Origin of the sequence: Nocardioides insulae DSM 17944 (assembly GCF_000422825.1) — a bacterium.
GTDB classification, from domain to species: Bacteria; Actinomycetota; Actinomycetes; order Propionibacteriales; family Nocardioidaceae; genus Nocardioides; species Nocardioides insulae.
Genome location: NZ_KE383929.1, coordinates 286,085 through 304,432 on the forward strand (window position 1 = coordinate 286,085; position 18,348 = coordinate 304,432).

An 18,348-nucleotide genomic window follows, 5' to 3' on the forward strand; every position below is an offset into this window, starting at 1 on the left:
GGCCACCGACAGTCTTGGAACGGAGCCTGTGGATGAGGCCCGCGGATGTGCGATACACCGCCACCTTAGCCCGAACAGATGTTCGATCCAGGTTGGTCGTGGTGGCGTGTTGCGAACGCCGCACAGGCCAGGTCCAGACCCGGAACCAGGCCAGGACGAGAGCACGACCAGACCCCGGGCGATCGGGATCCGACCGATCGACTCCGGGAGGTCCATCGACGATCACTCGCGGTCAGCACTCGCGGTCAGCAGCGCGGGGACCGGTCAGGGGGCAGCAACGCTCAGCGTTCGCTGGCCGGCAGGTCGAGGGCGGTGTGGACGGCACGCCAGACCTCCTTGGGCGCGTGGCCCGCGTCGAGGGCCTCGCGGACCGTACGTCCGCCCAGGGCGGCGAGCACCTGCTGGTCGGCCCAGACCCCGGCGTACCCGGGTGACAGGGCGCCCTCCATCCGGGCCCAGAACTCGGTGTGACGCATCGCCCCTCCCCAGATGGTCCTCGACGGCGGCCAGCATGCCACGGAACCCCGGTCCGAGCCCGCATCGGGAGCCTGGGGACCGCTCAGGTGAGCAGCAGGGTGTCTAGTCGCCGGCGCACCAGGACCAACCCGACCGCGGCCATCGCCGCGAGGTAGAGGACAGAGACGGCCGAATCCCAGGACAGGGCACCGGTGGTGAGTTCCCGGCAGAGCACCACCCCTCGGTAGAGCGGGGTGACCTCCACGATCCAGCGCAGCCAATCGGGGAAGGTCGTCACCGGGAAGAAGGTGGCGGAGAACAGGAACATCGGGAGGGTCGCCAGAGTGATGTACTCGAAGTGCTGCCAACTGGTGAAGTAGGTGGTCAGTGCCATGCACACCGCGCCGAAGGCGGCCCCGATCAGCAGAGTCGCCGGCACCGCGGCCAACGCCCACCACGAGTCGACCAGCCCCATCAGGAGCATCACCACGAGGAAGGCCGCCGAGTAGATCCCGCCGCGCAGCAGTGACCAGGTGAGTTCACCGCGCGCCACATCTCCGGTGGTCATCGGGGTCGCGAGGATCTGATCGAACAGCTTGAGATAGCGGATCTTGAAGAAGAAGTTGTACGTCGAGTCGAGGACCGCGCCGTTCATCGCCGAGGCCGCCAGCATCCCGGGCGCGACGAAATCGGCGTAGGCGATCTCCTCACCGTTGAGTTCGAAACCGGAGACCAGCGACCCCACTCCAATGCCGATCGAGAGGAGGTAGAAGAGCGGCTCGAAGAACCCGGTGAGGAAGACCAGCCAGGCCCGGCGGTAGGAGAGGAAATTGCGATGGACCAACAGGCCGGTGGCCTGGACCGGCCCCGGCGATCGGGCGATCGAACGTCCGGCGGCCGCGGAGAGCACCGGCATCAGGTCATCATCCTCCGGGTCAACTGCCGCACCGACAGGTGCCACCCGACCACCGCGAACGCCGTCAGAAAGGCCAGATGCACCAGGGTGGCCAGGGGCTCGAACGTGCCGAGGCTCAGCATCCGGGTCAGGTCGACGCCGTGCCACAGCGGGGTGAACCTGGCCGCGACCTCCAGCGGGACGGGGAGGTTGGCCACCGGGAAGAAGGCACCCGAGAACAGGAACATCGGGATCATGCCCAGCCGGAACACGGGTGCGAATCCGACGTCGGTCTTCAGACTCACGGCGTAGGCGTAGAGCGGCGTGGCGAACGCGGCCCCGATCAACACCTGCACCAGCCAGGCACCGAGCGCACCGCCCACACCTGCATAGACACCGAACAGTGCCATCACGGCGGTGAACACCGCCCCGGAGACGGCGACGCGGAGGAGCATGAAGCCCACGTGGGCGAGCACCACCGAGCCGATGCCGAGTGGGCTGGCGACCATGGAGAAGTAGGCCTTGTCCCAGATGATCTTGCCGAGAACGGGGTAGCTGGCCTCGCCGAAGACCGTCGTCATGCTGTGTGCGGCCAACAGGCCCGGGGCCACGAAGGCCAAATAGGAGCCCGCCCCCTCGAGGCTGTCGTCGGACGCGTCGACGAACCCGCCCAGCAGCACGCCCATAGCCACGACGTAGAGCAGCGGCTCGACGAAGGACGAGATGACGCTCCCCTTCCAGGTACGGCGGTAGCTGATCGCCCAGAAGTCGGCCAGCCGCCAGGCTCCTTCCAGGACGGTGCGAGGGGCGGCCGCGCGCGGTCCGTCCGCGGAGATCTCCGTCATGGCGGGCGGCCCTCAGTCCACCAGGGTCCGGCCGGTGAGGCGCAGGAAGACGTCCTCCAGGGTGGCCCGTCGCACCAGCGTGACCAACGGCGTGAGGCCACGCTCGTGGACGCCGGCGACGACGCTCTCGCCGTCGTCGCTGTACATCAGGAGCCGGTCCGGCAGGACCTCGACCCGCTTGGCCAGGTCACGGACCTGCTCGGCCAGTGCCTCGTGCTGTCCGACCCCGAACCGGAGCTCGGCCACCTCCCGTGTCGAGAACTGCTCGATCAGCCCGAGGGGCGACCCCTCGGCCGCGATCCGACCCTTGTCCATCACCACCAGGCGGTCGGTGAGCTGCTCGGCCTCGTCCATGTAGTGCGTGGTCAGGATGAGGGTGACTCCCTGCTGTTTGAGGCGGAACAGGCGATCCCAGATGACATGCCGGGCCTGCGGATCGAGCCCGGTCGTGGGCTCGTCGAGGATCAGGATCTCCGGCCGGTTGATCAGGCTGCGCGCGATGGTGAGCCGCCGCTTCATGCCGCCGGAGAGGTGGTCGACCACGGTAGTCGCCTTCTCGGTGAGCTGGGCGAACTCCAGCAGCTCGTCCACCCGTGCCCGGACCTCCCGGCGCGGCAGTCCGAAGTAGCGACCGTAGACGTAGAGGTTCTCCCGGACGTTGAGCTCGGTGTCGAGGGTGTCCTCCTGGGGACACACGCCGATCCTGGCCCGGATCTCGGGACCGTCGGTGGCCGGATCCAGGCCGAGGATCCGGAGCTCGCCGGCACTCACCGGACTGACCGCGCTGATCATCCGCATGGTGCTGGACTTGCCGGCGCCGTTGGGCCCCAGGAAGCCGAACGCCTCGCCACGCTGCACGGACACGTCGATGCCCCGGACGGCCTCGACCTCGCCGAAGGACTTGCGCACCCCGCGCGCCGAGATCATCAGCTCTGCCGACATGTAGCGAGACTCTAGGGCCGCTCGCCGACAGTCCGCGACGCGGAATCTCACCTGGCCCACGAGAGTCCCCGCCGATCTGGCCGTCCGGACCGTCAACCCGGACTGTCAACCCGGGCCGACCGATCCCTCCGAGACTGTCGGTGCCGACTGCCAGGATGTCTCCATGACCGATCCGCTCGCTCGCTTCAGCGAACCCACCCGGGAGTGGTTCTCGGCGGCGTTCGCGAGCCCCACCGCCGCGCAGTCCGGCGCGTGGGAGGCGATCAGCGCAGGTCGGCACGCACTGGTGGTGGCCCCGACCGGCTCGGGCAAGACCCTGAGCGCGTTCTTGTGGTCGATCGACCGACTGCTCACCACTCCTCCACCGGAGGCGACCCCGCCGAGCACCAGGGTTCTCTACGTGTCCCCGCTCAAGGCGCTGGCGGTCGACGTCGAGCGCAACCTGCGGGCGCCCCTCACCGGCATCCGGCACACCGCCGAGCGGCTGGGCGCCGAGTTGCCGCAGGTGCGGGTGGGCGTCCGGTCCGGTGACACCCCCGCCAGTGAGCGGCGGCGATTCGCCACCCATCCGCCCGAGATCCTGATCACCACCCCGGAGTCGCTCTTCCTGCTGCTCACCAGCCGGGCGCGCGAGGCTCTGCAGGGGGTGGAGACCGTCATCCTCGACGAGGTGCATGCGGTGGCGGGCACCAAGCGTGGCGCGCACCTCGCGCTCACCCTGGAGCGCCTCGACGCCATGTTGCCGCAGCCTGCCCAGCGGATCGGGCTCTCCGCGACCGTGCGGCCGGTGGAGGAGGTGGCGCGCTTCCTCGGCGGCACGGCTCCCGTCGCGCTGGTCACCCCGGCCAGCGAGAAGCGCTGGGATCTCAGCGTGGCGGTGCCGGTGCCCGACATGACCGAGCTCGACAACGACGAGCGCTCCATCTGGCCGCACGTCGAGGAGCGGATCGCCGGGCTCATCCGGGAGCATCGCTCAACCATCGTCTTCGCCAACTCGCGCCGGCTGGCGGAGCGGCTGACGGCTCGGCTCAACGAGATCGCCACCGAGCAGGCGGGCACCGAGACGGTGCTGGCCAAGTCGCACCACGGGTCGGTCTCCAAGGAGCAGCGGGCGCTCATCGAGGACGACCTGAAGCGCGGCCGTCTCCCCGCGGTGGTCGCCACCAGCAGTCTCGAGCTGGGCATCGACATGGGCGCAGTCGACCTGGTCGTGCAGATCGAGTCACCGCCGTCGGTGGCGAGTGCCCTCCAGCGGGTCGGCCGCGCCGGTCACCAGGTGGGCGAGGTCTCCCGCGGGGTGCTGTTCCCCAAGCACCGCGCCGACCTCGCCCCGACCGCGGTGGCCGTGGATCGGATGCGCACCGGTGCGATCGAGGCGCTCAGGGTGCCCGCCAACCCGCTCGATGTCCTGGCCCAGCAACTCGTCGCCCTGACCGCGCTGGAGGAGTGGCCGGTCGAGGATCTGTTCACCTTGGTACGCCGGTCGGCGCCGTTCGCGCGGCTCCCCCGGAGCGCCTTCGACGCGACCCTGGATCTGCTGGCCGGGCGCTATCCCAGCGACGAGTTCGCCGAGCTGCGACCCCGAGTCGTCTGGGACCGAGTCACCGGCCTGGTCAGTGGCCGGCCGGGTGCCCAGCGTCTGGCGGTCACCAGCGGCGGCACGATTCCCGACCGCGGCCTGTTCGGCGTCTACCTCGTCGGTGCCGAGCAGGGCCGCCGGGTGGGTGAGCTCGACGAGGAGATGGTCTACGAGTCCAGAGTGGGTGACGTGTTCGCCCTGGGAGCCAGCAGTTGGCGGATCGAGGACATCACCCATGACCGGGTGCTGGTCTCGCCCGCACCGGGGATCCCCGGCCGGCTGCCGTTCTGGAAGGGTGACACGCTGGGCCGGCCGGCGGAGCTGGGCGCCGCGGTGGGCGCCTTCGGCCGTGAGCTGGCCGCCATGCCTCGAGCCGAGGCCGAGCAGCGGGCGGGCGATCTGGGGCTGGATGCGTGGGCGGCCGGCAACCTGGTCTCCTATCTGCACGAGCAGGGCGAGGCGACGGGCACCGTCCCGAGTGACACCTCGCTGGTGGTCGAGCGCTTCAGGGACGAGCTGGGCGACTGGCGGCTGGTGGTCCACTCCCCCTACGGCACGCCGGTGCACGCACCCTGGGCGCTGGCGGTCAACGCCCGCCTCCGGGAGCGGTACGGGCTCGACGGCCAGGCGGTGGCCTCCGACGACGGCATCGTGATCCGGGTCCCGGACACCGAGGCCGAGCCGCCGGGCGCCGAGGTGGTGGTGCTCTCCCCCGAGGAGATCGAGGGTCTGGTCACCCGCGAGATCGGCGGCTCGGCGCTGTTCGCCAGCCGGTTCCGGGAGTGCGCGGCCCGGGCGCTCCTCCTGCCGCGCCGGCATCCCGGGCGACGGAGTCCGCTCTGGCAGCAGCGGCAGCGATCCGCGGCACTGTTGGAGGTCGCCGCCCGCTATCCCTCCTTCCCGATCGTGCTCGAGGCGGTGCGGGAGTGCCTCCAGGACGTCTATGACCTCCCCGCGCTGGTCGACCTGCTGAGCCGGATCGAGCGTCGTGAGGTGCGGGTCATCGAGGTGGCCACCAGCCAGCCCTCCCCCTACGCCCGCAGCCTGCTGTTCGGCTACGTAGCCGAGTTCATGTACGAGGGCGATTCCCCGCTGGCCGAGCGCAGGGCGGCCGCGCTCGCCCTGGACCAGGGCCTGCTGGCCGAGTTGCTGGGTCGGGCCGAACTGCGCGAACTCCTCGATCCCGACGTGCTGCACGAGCTGGAGGGACAGCTCCAACGCATCGTGCCCGACCGGCGGATCCGCGACGCCGAGGGGCTGGCCGATCTGCTCCGTCTCCTCGGCCCTCTGACCACCGTCGAGGTCCTCGCCCGTACCACCGAGTCGGACGCCGTCCCGGGGTGGGTCGACGCGCTGGTCACCTCCCGGCGAGTGGTTCAGGTGAGGATGGCCGGTGAAGAACGCTGGGCGGTCATCGAGGATGTCGGTCGGCTCCGCGACGGGCTGGGCGTCCCGGTCCCCCCGGGCATCCCTGCGGCGTTCACCGAGCCGGTCGCGGACCCGGTCGGTGACCTGGTCGGGCGCCATGCCCGCACGCACGGCCCGTTCACCGCCGCCGAGGTGGCGGACCGGCTCGGACTCGGCCCGGCCGTGGTGCGGCACACGCTCGAGCGCCTCGAGACCCAGGGGCGGCTGCTCAGCGGCGAGTTCCGCCCCGCAGGCGGCGCGGCCTTCGCCGGCGGCGAGGAGTGGTGCGACGTCGACGTCCTGCGCACCCTGCGGCGTCGTTCCCTGGCCCGCCTACGACGGGAGATCGAGCCGGTCGAGCCGGTGGCGGTCGGGCGGTTCCTCCCGGCCTGGCAGCAGGTCTCCGGCGCCGTCTCCGGGCGGAGGCTGCGTGGGCCAGACGGGGTGTACGCCGCCATCGAGCAGCTCGCGGGTGCCCCGCTGCCGGCAAGCGCACTCGAGCCGCTGGTGCTCGCCGCGCGGGTGGAGGACTATCAGCCCGCCCATCTGGACGAACTCACCGCCACCGGGGAGGTGCTGTGGGTGGGGCACGGCTCGCTTCCGGGCAGCGACGGGTGGGTCTCGCTGCACCTGAGCGACGGTGCCGAGCTCACCCTCCCCGAGCCGCTGCCCGTGGAGTCCTCCGAGTTGAGTGAGCGGGTGCTCGCCGCCCTGGCTCCCGGCGGTGCCTGGTTCTTCCGCCAACTGGCCGACGCCGTCGAGTCCGAGGACGACCGGGAGCTGAGCCGCGTGCTGTGGGAGCTGGTGTGGTCGGGTCGGGTCGGCAACGACACCCTTGCTCCGCTACGGGCGCTGACCCGCACCGGCACGCCCAGCCATCGCAGCCGACGGCCCCCGCCTCGGAGCCGGATGGCCAGGCCGGGTCGGCGAGGCCTGCCTCCGGCACGCCCGGGCGTGTCTGCGGTCGCGGGCGATCCGACCACGGCAGGTCGCTGGAGCCTGCTGCCCCCGGTCGACACCGACCCCACCCGGCGCGCCCACGCCCTGGCGGAGACCCTGCTGGAGCGTCACGGGGTGCTCACGCGGGGTGCGGTCGCCAGTGAGCGGGTCCCGGGTGGGTTCTCCGGTGTCTACCGGGTGCTCACTGCCTTCGAGGAGTCCGGGCGCTGCCGGCGGGGCTACTTCATCGAGGGGCTGGGCGCGGCCCAGTTCGGCACGTCCGGGGCGGTCGATCGGCTACGCACGTACACCCTCGGGCCCGACCGGGCGGAGAGGGCCGCGTCACCGATTGCCCTCGCCCTGGCCGCCACCGACCCGGCCAACCCGTACGGCGCGGCGCTCCCCTGGCCGGCACCGTCGTCGGCCGGGGTCTCCGAAGAGTCCTCGGAGGAGGCAGGGACCGGGCACCGTCCCGGGCGGAAGGCCGGCGCGCTGGTCGTGCTCGTCGACGGCTCGCTGGTGATGTACGTCGAGCGGGGCGGTCGCACACTGCTGACCTGGTCGGAGGACGAGACCGCCCTGGCCGCGGCCGCCACAGCGCTCGCGGACGCCGTCCACCGCGGCGTGCTGGGTCGGCTGACGGTTGAGCGGGCCGATGGAGCGGCCCTGCTGGGGTCGGGTGGGACTCCCCTGCGCCGTGCCCTGCAGGAGGCCGGCTTCGTGACCACCCCGCGCGGGCTCCGCCTGCGCGGTGCCAGCAGGTAGGCGGTAGGGGCTCAGGCCGCGGAGGCCACGACTTCGCGGGTCCGCTCCGGGCCGGTGCGCACCGGGATCGGGGTCGGCAGCAGCGCGGCCTCTTCGAGCGCGACCGCATCCGAGACCTCGACCAGCACCTGGGAGAGAGGAACGTCCAGGGCGCTGCACAGCGAGGCGAGCAACTCGGAGGAGGCCTCCTTGTGACCCCGCTCGATCTCGGAGATGTAACCGAGGCTGACCCGCGCCTCGGCAGAGACCTCGCGCAGGGTCATGCCGCGCTCCATCCGCTGGGAGCGGAGCACTTCGCCGAGAAGCCGACGGAACAGAACCATGCGCACTCCCTTCCTCCTTTGCCCCGGGACGGCGTGTCCGTGGGGTCGAGCATCGATCTCGCTCGAATGCGTAGAGGCAACGCTACCCGAGGGGTGGTTCTTCCCGCTCAGGTGACTCGTCGCTCGGGTCGGGGTGCGTCGGGCAACCCGCTGCTGAGACGGTCGCTCACGCCGCGAGTACGTCGTACACGGCGGCTCAGGTCCGCGGGTCGAGCAGTTCCGCGAGTGCTGCCAGGGCCGCGTCGCAGGTCTGCTCCTGGATCTGCGTGCGGGTGCCGCTCAGTCCGAGTGACACGGTGGTCACCCCGTCCGGCCCGGCCACACCGACGTACACGGTGCCCGCCGGTTTGTCCTCCTGCTGGTCCGGCCCGGCCACCCCGGTGGTGGAGAGCGCGTACGTCGCCCCGGTGAGCGACCTCGCGCCCTCGGCCATGGCGGCCGCGCACTCTGCCGAGACCACGCCGTGCCTGGCGACGGTGTCCTCGGGCACGCCGAGCACGGACACCTTCAGCTCGGTGGCATAGGTGACCGCTCCGCCCCGGTAGGTGGCCGAGACACCCGGCACGTCGGTGATTCTGGCCGCGAGCCGCCCCCCGGTCAACGACTCCGCGGTCGCCACCGTGGCGCCGCCACTGAGCAGGATTCGATGCAGACGCTCAGCGGCGCCGTCGGCGGCGGTCACGACTGTCCGTGCCCGGGCAGCACCCAGACGGTGACCGAGCGCTCGGCCGGGCCGGTGTGTTCGTCGCCGGCGTACGCCACGGTGAGGCGATGACGGCCGGGCTTCCAGCCCCGGGTGTCGAAGCGCAGCACGGCGGCCGGGCCACGCAGCCGAGCCCGGTCGAGCACCCTCGCGTCGTCGCGGAGTTCGACCGTGCCGCGCAGGGTCGGCTCGGGACCGCGCACGTGCGCCACGACCCGGCCGGTCCTCCCCTGCTTGACGGGGAGAGCCAGTGCCCGGATCGTGGCCGGCTCGAGCGCCGCCGCCCCCACCGGCACGGTGACCGCGGTGCCCGACGGCTCCGCCACCAACTGGATCTCGCCGCCGGCCAACTCCGCGGGTACATCGAGGGACACCTCCGCGGTGCCGGCCTCGACCGGGAAGCTCCCCAGCTCGAGCAGCTGGCCCGCTGCGCCGGTGCCGGTCGCGGTGAGCGAGGTGTTGAACGGGGCACCGAGGGAGGTGAGGTCGAGGGTCTCACCGGTGAAGGGCTGGGACGGCGACTCAGCGTCCGGACCCAGGACGAAGGTGCTGGGCCCACCCGCGGGAAGTTCGGCCGGCAGGCCGCTGGTGAACACCTGGCGCCGGGCGAAGTCGGGGCTGACCGGCGAGTTCGCCGCGAGGTAGTCGCGCCACAACTCCGCATCGAGCAGCCCGGTGTCGGTCCACTCCCCCTCCTGGAAGGCGGTGAAGTTGTCGCCGCCCGCGGACAGGAAGGAGAGGGTGGAGACCGTGTAGCTCCGTGCCGGGTCGAGGGGCTCGCCGTCGACCCGCACCGAGGTGATCCGCTCGCCCGCCGGTGCACCGGCGTCCGCGGTCACCGAGACGTTCTGCGAGAGCCCCAACTGCAGGTAGGGCCGCGCGACACCGGCCGGCTGCCACTGCTGCTCGAGCACCGAGACGATCTGGGCGCCGGTCAGCTGACCGAGCGACACGGTGTTGTTGAACGGGAGGACCTGGTTGGCCTCCGCGTAGGTGACCACGCCGTCCGTGTTCGCAGGGTTCTCCGCGGTGTCCCCGGCGTAGAGGAGTTCGTCCCGGAGACCACCCGGGTTGGTGATCCCCAGGTCGACGTCGGCGATGTCCGAGACACCCTCGCGCAGCGCGTCGGCCACCAGGCCCCCGAGGGTGGACTCAGCGGACCGGTCGTCGCGGACCCCGGCGTTGAACGCGGTGGTGATGTCGTCGGTGATCTCCCCGACCGGTTGGCTCCCGACCTCGTCGGCGTGCGCGAGAGCGGCCTTGACGATGCCGTCGACCTCGGCCACCCGGGGCAGCGAGGTGTCCGCCTGGGCGGCCCGCGGGACGTTGCTCGCGGCGTACGCCGTCACCTCGCCGCTCTCGGAGTCGACGGTGATGTCGACCTGGCCGACGAACTCGCCGTACGAGCCGGTTTGGACCACCGGCCGGGTGCCGCCTCCGGGCAGCGGGGCGTCCCAGGCGTACTGCTTGTGGGTGTGGCCGGTGAAGATCACGTCGACCTCCGGCGCGGTGTCGTTGACGATCTGCGCGAACGCACCGCCGGCGGCCACCTCGTCCTCGAGGGTGGCCTCCTCCGGGGTGCCTGCCGACGCCCCGTCGTGGTACTCGGCCACGATCACGTCCGCCTCGCCGTTGGCATCCTCACCGTCGCTGAGTTCGGCGGCCACCCGGTTGACGGCCTCCACCGGGTCCCCGAACTCCAGGCCCGCGACACCGTCCGGGGAGACCAGGCTGGGTGTCTCCTGGGTGACCGCGCCGATCACGCCGACGGTGAGCCCGCCGATCTCGCGGGTGGTGTAGGCATCGAGCACCGGTGTCGTGGTGCCCGCCTGATAGACGTTGGCGCCGAGGTAGCTCCAGTCCGCGGCCGCGCCCACTCGGCCGGTGAGGTCCTCGACGCCCTTGTCGAACTCGTGATTGCCGACCGCGGAGGCGGTGAGGCCGAGCGCGTTCAGGACGTCGATCGTGGGCTGATCCTCCTGCACTGCGGAGGCGAACAAGGACGCACCGATGTTGTCCCCGGCGGACAGGAACAGGGTGTTGGCCTCCCCCGCTTCGGCACGCTGCTGCTCCACGGTGGTGGCGAACGCGGTGGTGTTGGCGTCGATGCGGCCGTGGAAGTCGTTGATGTCCAGGAGCCTGATCGGCACCGCCTCGGCGTGCGCCGGCCCGGCGACCGCGCCCACGGCCAACGGGGCCGTGACCAGGACCGAGGCCAGGGCACCGATCAGGGAGTGACGAGCAGAGATCATGAGCACGACCTTCGCTGAGGGGGTGGGCGCAGGCGACCGCCGAGCGGTACCCGCGATCACCCGACCCTAACGATTGCTGAACGTCCGCTCCGGACGACACGGTGAACGCCCGGTGACCATCGGCCCGCCGATGCGGTGGGGTGCTCCGATCGGGTCCGGGGGCCCCTGCTCGACGTCCCGCACGAGGATCGACGGAACCGCAGGCCGAGAACTGTCGGGAGGTCTCAGCCGCGCAGGTGATGCCGCTGCTGCCACACGCTCCGGTAGAACTCGAAGCCGGACCACATGGTGAGTACGACCGCCACGGCCAGGAGCACCTGACCGGCGTAGAAGAGGATCTCGCCGGGCATGCCCAGCGCGTCGAAGGCGCCGCCGTGCGAGTCGCCGTGCGGCAGCGGCATGGTGAGCACGGTGAGAGCGACCGCCTGCACGGCGGTCTTGATCTTGCCCAACTGGTCCGCGGGGATCACCAGCCTGCTGAGCACGGAGAGTCGCAGCGCCGTCACGCTCCACTCCCGCAGGAGCACCACGATGGTGACCCACCACCACACGTCACCGACGATGGAGAGACCGATCAGTGCCATGCCGGTGATCGCCTTGTCCGCGATCGGGTCGGCGATCTTGCCGAAGTCGGTCACCAGCCCCCGGGCACGGGCCAGGTCGCCGTCGATCTTGTCGGTGATCATGGCGAGCACGAAGATGCCCACCGCCAACCAGCGCCAGGTGCTGGAGTCGCCGCCGTCGTGCAGCAGCGCGAAGCCGAAGACCGGCACCATCGCGATGCGGAACATGGTGAGGACGTTGGGCAGGTTCCAGTTGCTGGGCTTGGTCACCGGCTCGCTCTGGTGCTCGTTCAACGGGCCTCCTCGGCTCGGGCGATCAGGTCGGCGCCCTCGGTGGCGACGACGCTCGCCCGCACCATGTCACCCACCTTCGCGGAGCACTCGACGAGGGTGGTGACGCCGTCCACCTCCGGCCCCTGATGGGCGGCGCGTCCGGTCACGGTGCCGTCCTCCACCGACTCGACGAGTACGTCGAGGGTCTGCCCGATCCGCTCCTCGGCCCGCTGCGCGGTGAGCTCCTCCACCAGCGCCGTCACGTGCTCGGTGCGCGCCCGCACCTCGTCCTCGTCGAGCTTGTCGGTGAACCCGGCCGCAGCGGTGCCCTCCTCGTCGGAGTAGCCGAACACGCCGGTCACATCGAGCCGGGCGGACTCGAGGAAGTCGCACAGGATCTCGAGGTCCTGCTCGGTCTCGCCGGGGAAGCCAACGATGACGTTCGACCGGATGCCGGCCTCGGGGGCCAGCGACCGGATCTGGTCGAGTAGGCCGAGGAAGCTGTCGGGGTCGCCGAAGCGCTTCATCCGGCGCAGTACGGCGTTGCTCGCATGCTGGAAGGAGAGATCGAAGTACGGCGCCACCCCGGGGGTGTCGGCGATCCGGGCCACCAGGCCCGGCCGGGTCTCGGCGGGCTGCAGGTAGGAAACCCGCACGCGGGCGATGCCGTCGACGGCTGCGAGCTCGGGCAGCAGCGTCTCGAGCAGCCGCAGGTCACCGAGGTCCTTGCCGTAGGAGGTGGAGTTCTCGCTGACCAGGAAGAGTTCCTTGACCCCCTGCTGACCCAGCCAGGCCGCCTCATGGAGCACATCGGAGGGCCGGCGGCTCACGAACGAGCCGCGGAAACTCGGGATGGCGCAGAAGGTGCAGCGTCGATCGCAGCCGCTGGCGAGCTTGAGCGGTGCCCAGGGGGCGTCGTCCAGCCGGGCCCGCACCTCGGAGAAGTCGGTGACGTCCGCGCCGGCCAGACCGGGGACCGAGAGCGAACCGGCGTCCCGCTCCGCGGGGCTGATCGGAAGCAGCAGTCGCCGATCCTTCGGCGTGTGCGGGTGGTGCGTCTCGCCCGCGACGATGCCGCGCAGGCGGGCGGCGATGTCCGGGTAGTCGTCGAAGCCGAGCACCGCATCGGCCTCGGGCAGCGAGGAGGCGAGCTCCTTGCCGTACCGCTCCGCCATGCACCCGACCGCCACGACCGCCTGGGCCCGACCACCATGCTCGACCTTGAGGTCGGCCGCCTCCAGCAGGGTGTCGACCGAGTCCTTCTTGGCCTGCTCGACGAAGCCGCAGGTGTTGACCACCACGGTGTCGGCGTCCTCGGGATCCGCCACCAGCCGGAACCCGCCGGCGCGCAGCCGGCCGGCCAACTCCTCGGAGTCGACCTCATTGCGGGTGCACCCGAGCGTCACCATCGCGACGGAGAGTTCGGGTTCCCCCCGCTCCGGGTCGGGGGCAGGGGTGTGCTGGGGCGCGGTGGCAGATGTGGTCATGTCGTTTCGAGTATGGCAGTCGCGCGGCCGGGCGCCGGAATCCTCCGGCCCCGGCCGGGACCATGCGAGCAGCGGGCGGTCAGCGGGCGGTGTAGGTCTTCTGGGCCTGCTCGCCGGTAGCCCCGATCGCCGCCGGGTCCTCGCCGTTGACCGACACCTCGACGGAGCCGTCAGAGCTCTGCACGCGCACCGGCGGCGAGGCCTTGAGGTGCTTGGTCTGACCGAAGGCGAGGTCGCCGTTGAAGACCACGTCCCCGGTCCCGTCACGTACGACGACGTTGGAGCCGCCGCCTGCGGCGGTCACCGAGACGGGTACGGGGGCAGCGGTCCTGCCGTAGGGGTTGGTCATGCCATGGGAGTCGCCGGCGAGGCCGGCCACGTCTGGCGCACTCGGGCGCGAGTCGTCCATCACCAGCCTGGCCACCGACCACAGCAACACCACGGCCATCACGGCGGCCACCAGCACCGACCAGTTCGGTCCGCCGCGCATCCGTCGGATGGTGCCCGAGGACCCGGTGGCCAGTTCGGCCTCGAAGACGGCCCGCGGATCGAGCGGGGCATCCGCGTAGGTGGCGTCGTAGGCCTCCAGCAGCGGGGCCCCCTCGACGCCGAGGACACGAGCGAGCGTGCGCAGGTGGCCTCGCGCGTAGAAGTCGCCGCCGCACGGGGCGAAGTCGTCGACCTCGATGGATTCGATCACGTGCGGCCGGATCCGGGTCCGGTCGGCGATCTGGTCGACTGTCAGTCCCAGCCTGGTCCGCGCCGCGGCGAGCTGCGGCCCGATCACCGGCTCGGGTGCGGGCTCCACGTCGGGTTCCTCGATGACGATCGGCTCGACGGCCTCGCCCGGTCGTGCGATCGGGGTGACCCCGGGTGCGGTGACGACCGAGGAGTGCAAGTCGGCCTGCAGCGCGGTCGCGCCGATCGTGCCGACCCGGGGCTGATGGTCGCGCACGATCTGCGCCCGTACGGCGTCCACGGGGGTCCGCTGGGGTCCGGGAGTCGCGGTGGGCAGGATGCGGGGCCTCGCCACCGGCCGGGTGTCCTCCCGATCCGGCTGCGCCTCTGGGGCCGCAGCGGCGGGTTCGGGAGCGGACTCAGGACCGGGCTGGGGAGCGGACCCGGCAGCGGTCTCAACAGCGCTGTGAACAGCGGACTCGGGAACCGACGCCGGCCGGTGGGCAGCGACCAGCGGCCACTCCGGCAACGGAGTCGGCGATGTGGTGGTGGGCCGCTGCTCCACGTCGGTGTCCACGTCGGTGTCCACACTGGTCTCAACGACGCGATCCGGACCGGGCTCGACGGCCCTCTCCGGGCTCATCCCGGAGACCGCGTCGTCTCCCGCCGAATCCGCGGACGCCTCGGCGGCACCCCCGTCGCTGACGGCGTCGGGGGCGGGTTCCGCGCCGGCGTCCTCCGCCAGCGAGGTGTCGATCTCGACGATCGTGGTCTGTTCGCCCGCCAGCCCGGCGAGTCGCTCGGTGAGGTCGCGGCTGCCGCTGCTGACCAGGGTGGTCATGCCGAGCGGCACTGCGAAGGAGACGCCGTACAACCTGCGGGAGAGCGCGGCCCGGCGCCGGGCTGCGGCGGGGATGGCGGCGTCCTGGGCGTCGGCATCACGCGGCAGCAGCACCAGCCTGCCGTCGCGCAGCATGCCCTTGCGGGGTTGGTGCTCGACCTCGTCGAGTTCCGACCAGGGCATGCCGTTCCACACCCGGCCGAGCCGGATCCGGATGCCGTGGTCGTCGGCGACCAGGAGCGGGGTCCGGGCGTCGGCCGCGACCCAGGCCCACACCAGCGCGACCAGCGCCAGCACTCCGCCCAGGACCCAGTCCACGGTGCCCTGTCCCCGCATCAGGAAGGCGAGCGACAAGGCGCCGGACACCAGGCCCAGCACGATGGCCAGCCGGCCGTTGCGGCGTACCTCGACGCTCGGGTTGCCGCTGCGCTCCGCGGAGTCCTCGGGGACGGCGGGGGCCTCGTGGCCCTGCACGTCCTCGCCGAGCCCTTCGGCTCCCGCGATCAGGTCGATGTTGTCGTCGGTCTCACGGATCCTGCTCATGACTCCCCCTGGATCACGGCGATCACACTGTCGATCTCGTCCGGTTTGACGAGTACGTCCCGGGCCTTGCTGCCCTCACTGGGGCCGACCACACCGCGGGACTCCAAGATGTCCATCAGGCGGCCGGCCTTGGCGAAGCCCACCCGCAGCTTTCGCTGCAGCATCGAGGTGGACCCGAACTGGGTGGAGACCACCAGTTCGATCGCCTGGACCACCAGGTCCATGTCGTCCCCGATGTCGTCGTCGAGCACCTTCTTGCTCTCCACGGGGGCGGTGACGTCCTCGCGGTAGCTGGGCTCGAGCTGCTCCCGGCAGGCCTTGACCACGGTGGCGATCTCGCCCTCGGTCACCCACGACCCCTGCACACGCATCGGCTTCGAGGCGCCCATCGGCAGGAAGAGGCCGTCACCCTGACCGACCAGCTTCTCCGCCCCCGGCTGGTCCAGGATCACCCGCGAGTCGGCCAGCGACGAGGTCGCGAAGGCCAGCCGTGAGGGCACGTTCGCCTTGATCAGACCGGTCACGACGTCGACCGAGGGGCGCTGGGTGGCCAGCACCAGGTGGATGCCGGCGGCGCGGGCCAGCTGGGTGATCCGGACGACGGAGTCCTCGACGTCGCGCGGCGCCACCATCATCAGGTCGGCCAGCTCGTCGACGATGACCAGCAGATACGGGTACGGCGCGAGCTCCCGCTCGCTCCCCGGCGGCAGTTCGATCTTGCCCGCGCGGACCGCCTTGTTGAAGTCGTCGATGTGTCGGAAGCCGAAGTTGGCCAGGTCGTCGTAGCGCATGTCCATCTCGCGCACGACCCACTGCAGCGCCTCGGCGGCCTTCTTCGGACTCGTGATGATCGGGGTGATCAGGTGCGGGACGCCCTCATAGGCGTTCAGCTCGACCCGTTTCGGGTCGACCATGATCATCCGCACCTCGTCGGGAGTGCTCCGCATCAGGATCGAGGTGATCATCGAGTTGATGAACGAGGACTTACCCGAACCGGTGGCGCCGGCGACCAGCAGGTGCGGCATCTTGGCCAGGTTGGCCACCACGAAGCCACCCTCGACGTCCTTGCCGACACCGGTGACCATCGGATGGTGGTCGCCCCGGGCGGCGTTGGATCGGAGCACGTCGCCGAGGGTGACGATCTCCTTGTCGGTGTTCGGGATCTCCACCCCGACCGCGGACTTGCCGGGGATCGGGCTGAGGATGCGCACGTCGGCCGAAGCGACGGCGTAGGCGATGTTCTTCTGGATGTTGCCGATCTTCTCGACCTTGACACCCGGGCCGAGCTCCACCTCGTAGCGGGTCACCGTTGGGCCACGGGTGTATCCGGTGACCTGCGCGTCGATGTTGAACTCGTCCAGCACGTTCGCCAGCCGCTGCACCACGTCGTCGCTTGCCTTGGACCGCGACTTGTGCGGCGTGCCCTGCTTGAGCGTGTCGCCGCCGGGTAGGGAGTAGACGACATCGCCCGACAGGGCCAGCTGCTCGACCCGCTGGGGCAGGTCCGCGTGCGGCGGGGGTTCGACGTGGTCCTGGGGCTCCTCGGCGTCCGGATCGATCTTCTTGAGGCGGGGCATGGTGTCCCGGTTCGGATCGCCGCCGACGGGGCCGGTGTCCTCGGTGTCTGCGGTGGCCCCGGTGTCTGCGGCGGCCTTGCCGCGCCTGCCCAGGCCGCGCCGCTCGAGCATGCTGTGGCCCGCGTCGGGCGCGATCTCGTCCTCGCCCTCCTCGAGAGCCAGGTCGAGGGAGTCCTTGCGCCGGCCCTTCTTCTTCGCCGGCGCCTCCTCCAGGATCGGGGAGTCGTAGGCGGGGTCGCCCATGTCGGGGTCGATGGTGTCGTCCAGGGCACGACCGTGGACGCGCTCGGCGCCGTCGACCCCGTCCCAGTAGTCCAGGTTGCGGCCCAGTGCCCGGTCGCGCAGCTCGGCGAGCCGGTCCGGGATCTGGTAGAGCGGGGTCGCGGTGATGACCAGCACCCCGAAGAAGGCGAGCAGCCCCAGCAGCGGCACCACGACGTACGGCGTCCGCAGCAGGTCCAGGAGCAGCGAGCTGATCACGAACCCGACCGCGCCGCCGGCATCGCGCAGGTTGGAGGCGTCCCCGGCGACCGGCTCGGGGCTGCCGTTGGCGATGTGCACGATCCCGAGCACGCCGAGCGCGAACGCCGTCCAGCCGATCACCTGTCGGCCGGCGGGGCCGTTGTGGATGGGGTCGCGCATGGTGCGCACCGACACGTACAGGAGCGCCAGCGGCACCAGCCAGGCGACCTTGCCGACGCTGCCCTCGATCGCGGCCCGGGTGAAGGAGAAGACTCCGCCCGGAAGCTGGAACCAGACCGCGGCCGCCACGATCATTGCCAGAGCCAGGACGAAGAGTCCCACCCCGTCCCGACGGTGCTCGGGGTCGAGATCCCGCGCACCGCGACCCACCCCTCGTGCGACCGCCCCGACGCCGTGCGCCAGCCCGAGCCACACCGTGGCGATCAGTCGGAAGATCCCGTCGAAGAGACGGGCGATCGGTCCGCGCCCGGTCCGGACCGCCCGCGGTGCGGGCCGTCGGGCGCCGGCCGAACCCTTCGCGGCACCGGACCGTTTCGCCGTGCTCGATCCCTTCTTCGACCCCTTGGCAGGGGATGCCTTGGAGCGCGCCCTGGTCTGGGGCGCGGGTCGGGTGGTGGACGTACTCCGGGATCGGGACTTGCTTGCGTTGGACGCAGCACTGTTCCGCGACCCCGGCGGGGAAGACGTACGGGTCGCCATGCCGCCCAACCTAGGCGATCGTCACACCAGCCACAGGTATCACACGCGTCGTGTCGCTCCCCAACCGTCTCGCCACCCTCGACGGATGCACACACCCG

General features: G+C 71.2%; 12 protein-coding genes. 1 reads left to right on the forward strand and 11 read right to left on the reverse strand.

The features are described 5' to 3' along the window. Nucleotides 1–281 precede the first annotated feature (281 nt). The 4 genes from G515_RS0115945 to G515_RS0115960 all read right to left on the reverse strand — a co-directional run bounded on the left by G515_RS0115945 (nt 282) and on the right by G515_RS0115960 (nt 3,138). The gene (locus G515_RS0115945; protein WP_028660948.1) at nt 282–476 is read right to left on the reverse strand and encodes a DUF3046 domain-containing protein; all 195 of its coding nucleotides are present in this window, start codon (nt 474–476) and stop codon (nt 282–284) included. 83 nt (nt 477–559) lie between these two features. Continuing rightward, nucleotides 560–1,372, reverse strand: coding sequence for an ABC transporter permease (locus G515_RS0115950; RefSeq protein WP_028660949.1), 813 nt, complete (start codon nt 1,370–1,372; stop codon nt 560–562). Beyond that, nucleotides 1,372–2,196: an ABC transporter permease gene (locus tag G515_RS0115955; protein ID WP_051218482.1), complete on the reverse strand. Its 825-nt coding sequence runs from the start codon at nt 2,194–2,196 to the stop codon at nt 1,372–1,374. The genes G515_RS0115950 and G515_RS0115955 overlap by 1 nt, the downstream gene beginning before the upstream one ends. 12 nt (nt 2,197–2,208) lie before the next feature. Then, nucleotides 2,209–3,138 carry an ABC transporter ATP-binding protein gene (locus G515_RS0115960; protein ID WP_028660951.1) on the reverse strand — a complete coding sequence of 310 codons (930 nt, stop codon included), beginning with the start codon at nt 3,136–3,138 and terminating at the stop codon, nt 2,209–2,211. A gap of 163 nt (nt 3,139–3,301) precedes the next feature. On the opposite strand from G515_RS0115960, the gene G515_RS0115965 reads away from it, so the two are divergent. Continuing rightward, complete coding sequence (locus tag G515_RS0115965; RefSeq protein WP_028660952.1) at nt 3,302–7,828, forward strand: Lhr family helicase; 4,527 nt, start codon at nt 3,302–3,304, stop codon at nt 7,826–7,828. An 11-nt stretch (nt 7,829–7,839) separates the two neighbouring features. Here the strand turns inward: G515_RS0115965 and G515_RS0115970 are convergent, their stop codons facing one another. The 7 genes from G515_RS0115970 to G515_RS0116000 form a co-directional block, all read right to left on the reverse strand. Next, complete coding sequence (locus G515_RS0115970; RefSeq protein ID WP_425411234.1) at nt 7,840–8,157, reverse strand: helix-turn-helix domain-containing protein; 318 nt, start codon at nt 8,155–8,157, stop codon at nt 7,840–7,842. Between the two features lie 190 nt (nt 8,158–8,347). After that, a complete protein-coding gene (locus tag G515_RS21865) occupies nt 8,348–8,833 on the reverse strand; it encodes a CinA family protein (RefSeq protein ID WP_036555889.1) in 486 nt (161 codons plus the stop codon). Continuing rightward, entirely contained in the window at nt 8,830–11,106 is a 2,277-nt protein-coding gene (locus G515_RS21870) for a bifunctional metallophosphatase/5'-nucleotidase (RefSeq protein ID WP_051218483.1), read from the reverse strand. The genes G515_RS21865 and G515_RS21870 overlap by 4 nt, the downstream gene beginning before the upstream one ends. Before the next feature lie 224 nt (nt 11,107–11,330). Beyond that, the gene (pgsA, locus tag G515_RS0115985) at nt 11,331–11,963 is read right to left on the reverse strand and encodes a CDP-diacylglycerol--glycerol-3-phosphate 3-phosphatidyltransferase (RefSeq protein WP_028660954.1); all 633 of its coding nucleotides are present in this window, start codon (nt 11,961–11,963) and stop codon (nt 11,331–11,333) included. Beyond that, nucleotides 11,960–13,351, reverse strand: coding sequence for a 30S ribosomal protein S12 methylthiotransferase RimO (gene rimO / locus G515_RS0115990; RefSeq protein WP_245565471.1), 1,392 nt, complete (start codon nt 13,349–13,351; stop codon nt 11,960–11,962). Before rimO ends, pgsA begins: the two co-directional genes overlap by 4 nt. A 157-nt stretch (nt 13,352–13,508) precedes the next feature. Beyond that, the gene (locus G515_RS22795) at nt 13,509–15,491 is read right to left on the reverse strand and encodes a RodZ domain-containing protein (RefSeq protein ID WP_028660956.1); all 1,983 of its coding nucleotides are present in this window, start codon (nt 15,489–15,491) and stop codon (nt 13,509–13,511) included. Beyond that, the gene (locus tag G515_RS0116000; protein WP_028660957.1) at nt 15,488–18,250 is read right to left on the reverse strand and encodes an FtsK/SpoIIIE family DNA translocase; all 2,763 of its coding nucleotides are present in this window, start codon (nt 18,248–18,250) and stop codon (nt 15,488–15,490) included. Before G515_RS0116000 ends, G515_RS22795 begins: the two co-directional genes overlap by 4 nt. Nucleotides 18,251–18,348: the final 98 nt, after the last annotated feature.

What these genes read in the sequence shown, in the direction of transcription:
- G515_RS0115960 (WP_028660951.1), bottom strand. Translation starts at nt 3,138, where the DNA reads ATGTCGGCAGAGCTGATGATCTCGGCGCGCGGGGTGCGCAAGTCCTTC.
- G515_RS0115965 (WP_028660952.1), top strand. Translation starts at nt 3,302, where the DNA reads ATGACCGATCCGCTCGCTCGCTTCAGCGAACCCACCCGGGAGTGGTTC.
- G515_RS0115955 (WP_051218482.1), bottom strand. Translation starts at nt 2,196, where the DNA reads ATGACGGAGATCTCCGCGGACGGACCGCGCGCGGCCGCCCCTCGCACC.
- rimO (WP_245565471.1), bottom strand. Translation starts at nt 13,351, where the DNA reads ATGGTGACGCTCGGGTGCACCCGCAATGAGGTCGACTCCGAGGAGTTG.
- G515_RS21870 (WP_051218483.1), bottom strand. Translation starts at nt 11,106, where the DNA reads ATGATCTCTGCTCGTCACTCCCTGATCGGTGCCCTGGCCTCGGTCCTG.
- G515_RS0116000 (WP_028660957.1), bottom strand. Translation starts at nt 18,250, where the DNA reads ATGGCGACCCGTACGTCTTCCCCGCCGGGGTCGCGGAACAGTGCTGCG.
- G515_RS0115950 (WP_028660949.1), bottom strand. Translation starts at nt 1,372, where the DNA reads ATGCCGGTGCTCTCCGCGGCCGCCGGACGTTCGATCGCCCGATCGCCG.
- G515_RS22795 (WP_028660956.1), bottom strand. Translation starts at nt 15,491, where the DNA reads ATGAGCAGGATCCGTGAGACCGACGACAACATCGACCTGATCGCGGGA.
- G515_RS0115945 (WP_028660948.1), bottom strand. Translation starts at nt 476, where the DNA reads ATGCGTCACACCGAGTTCTGGGCCCGGATGGAGGGCGCCCTGTCACCC.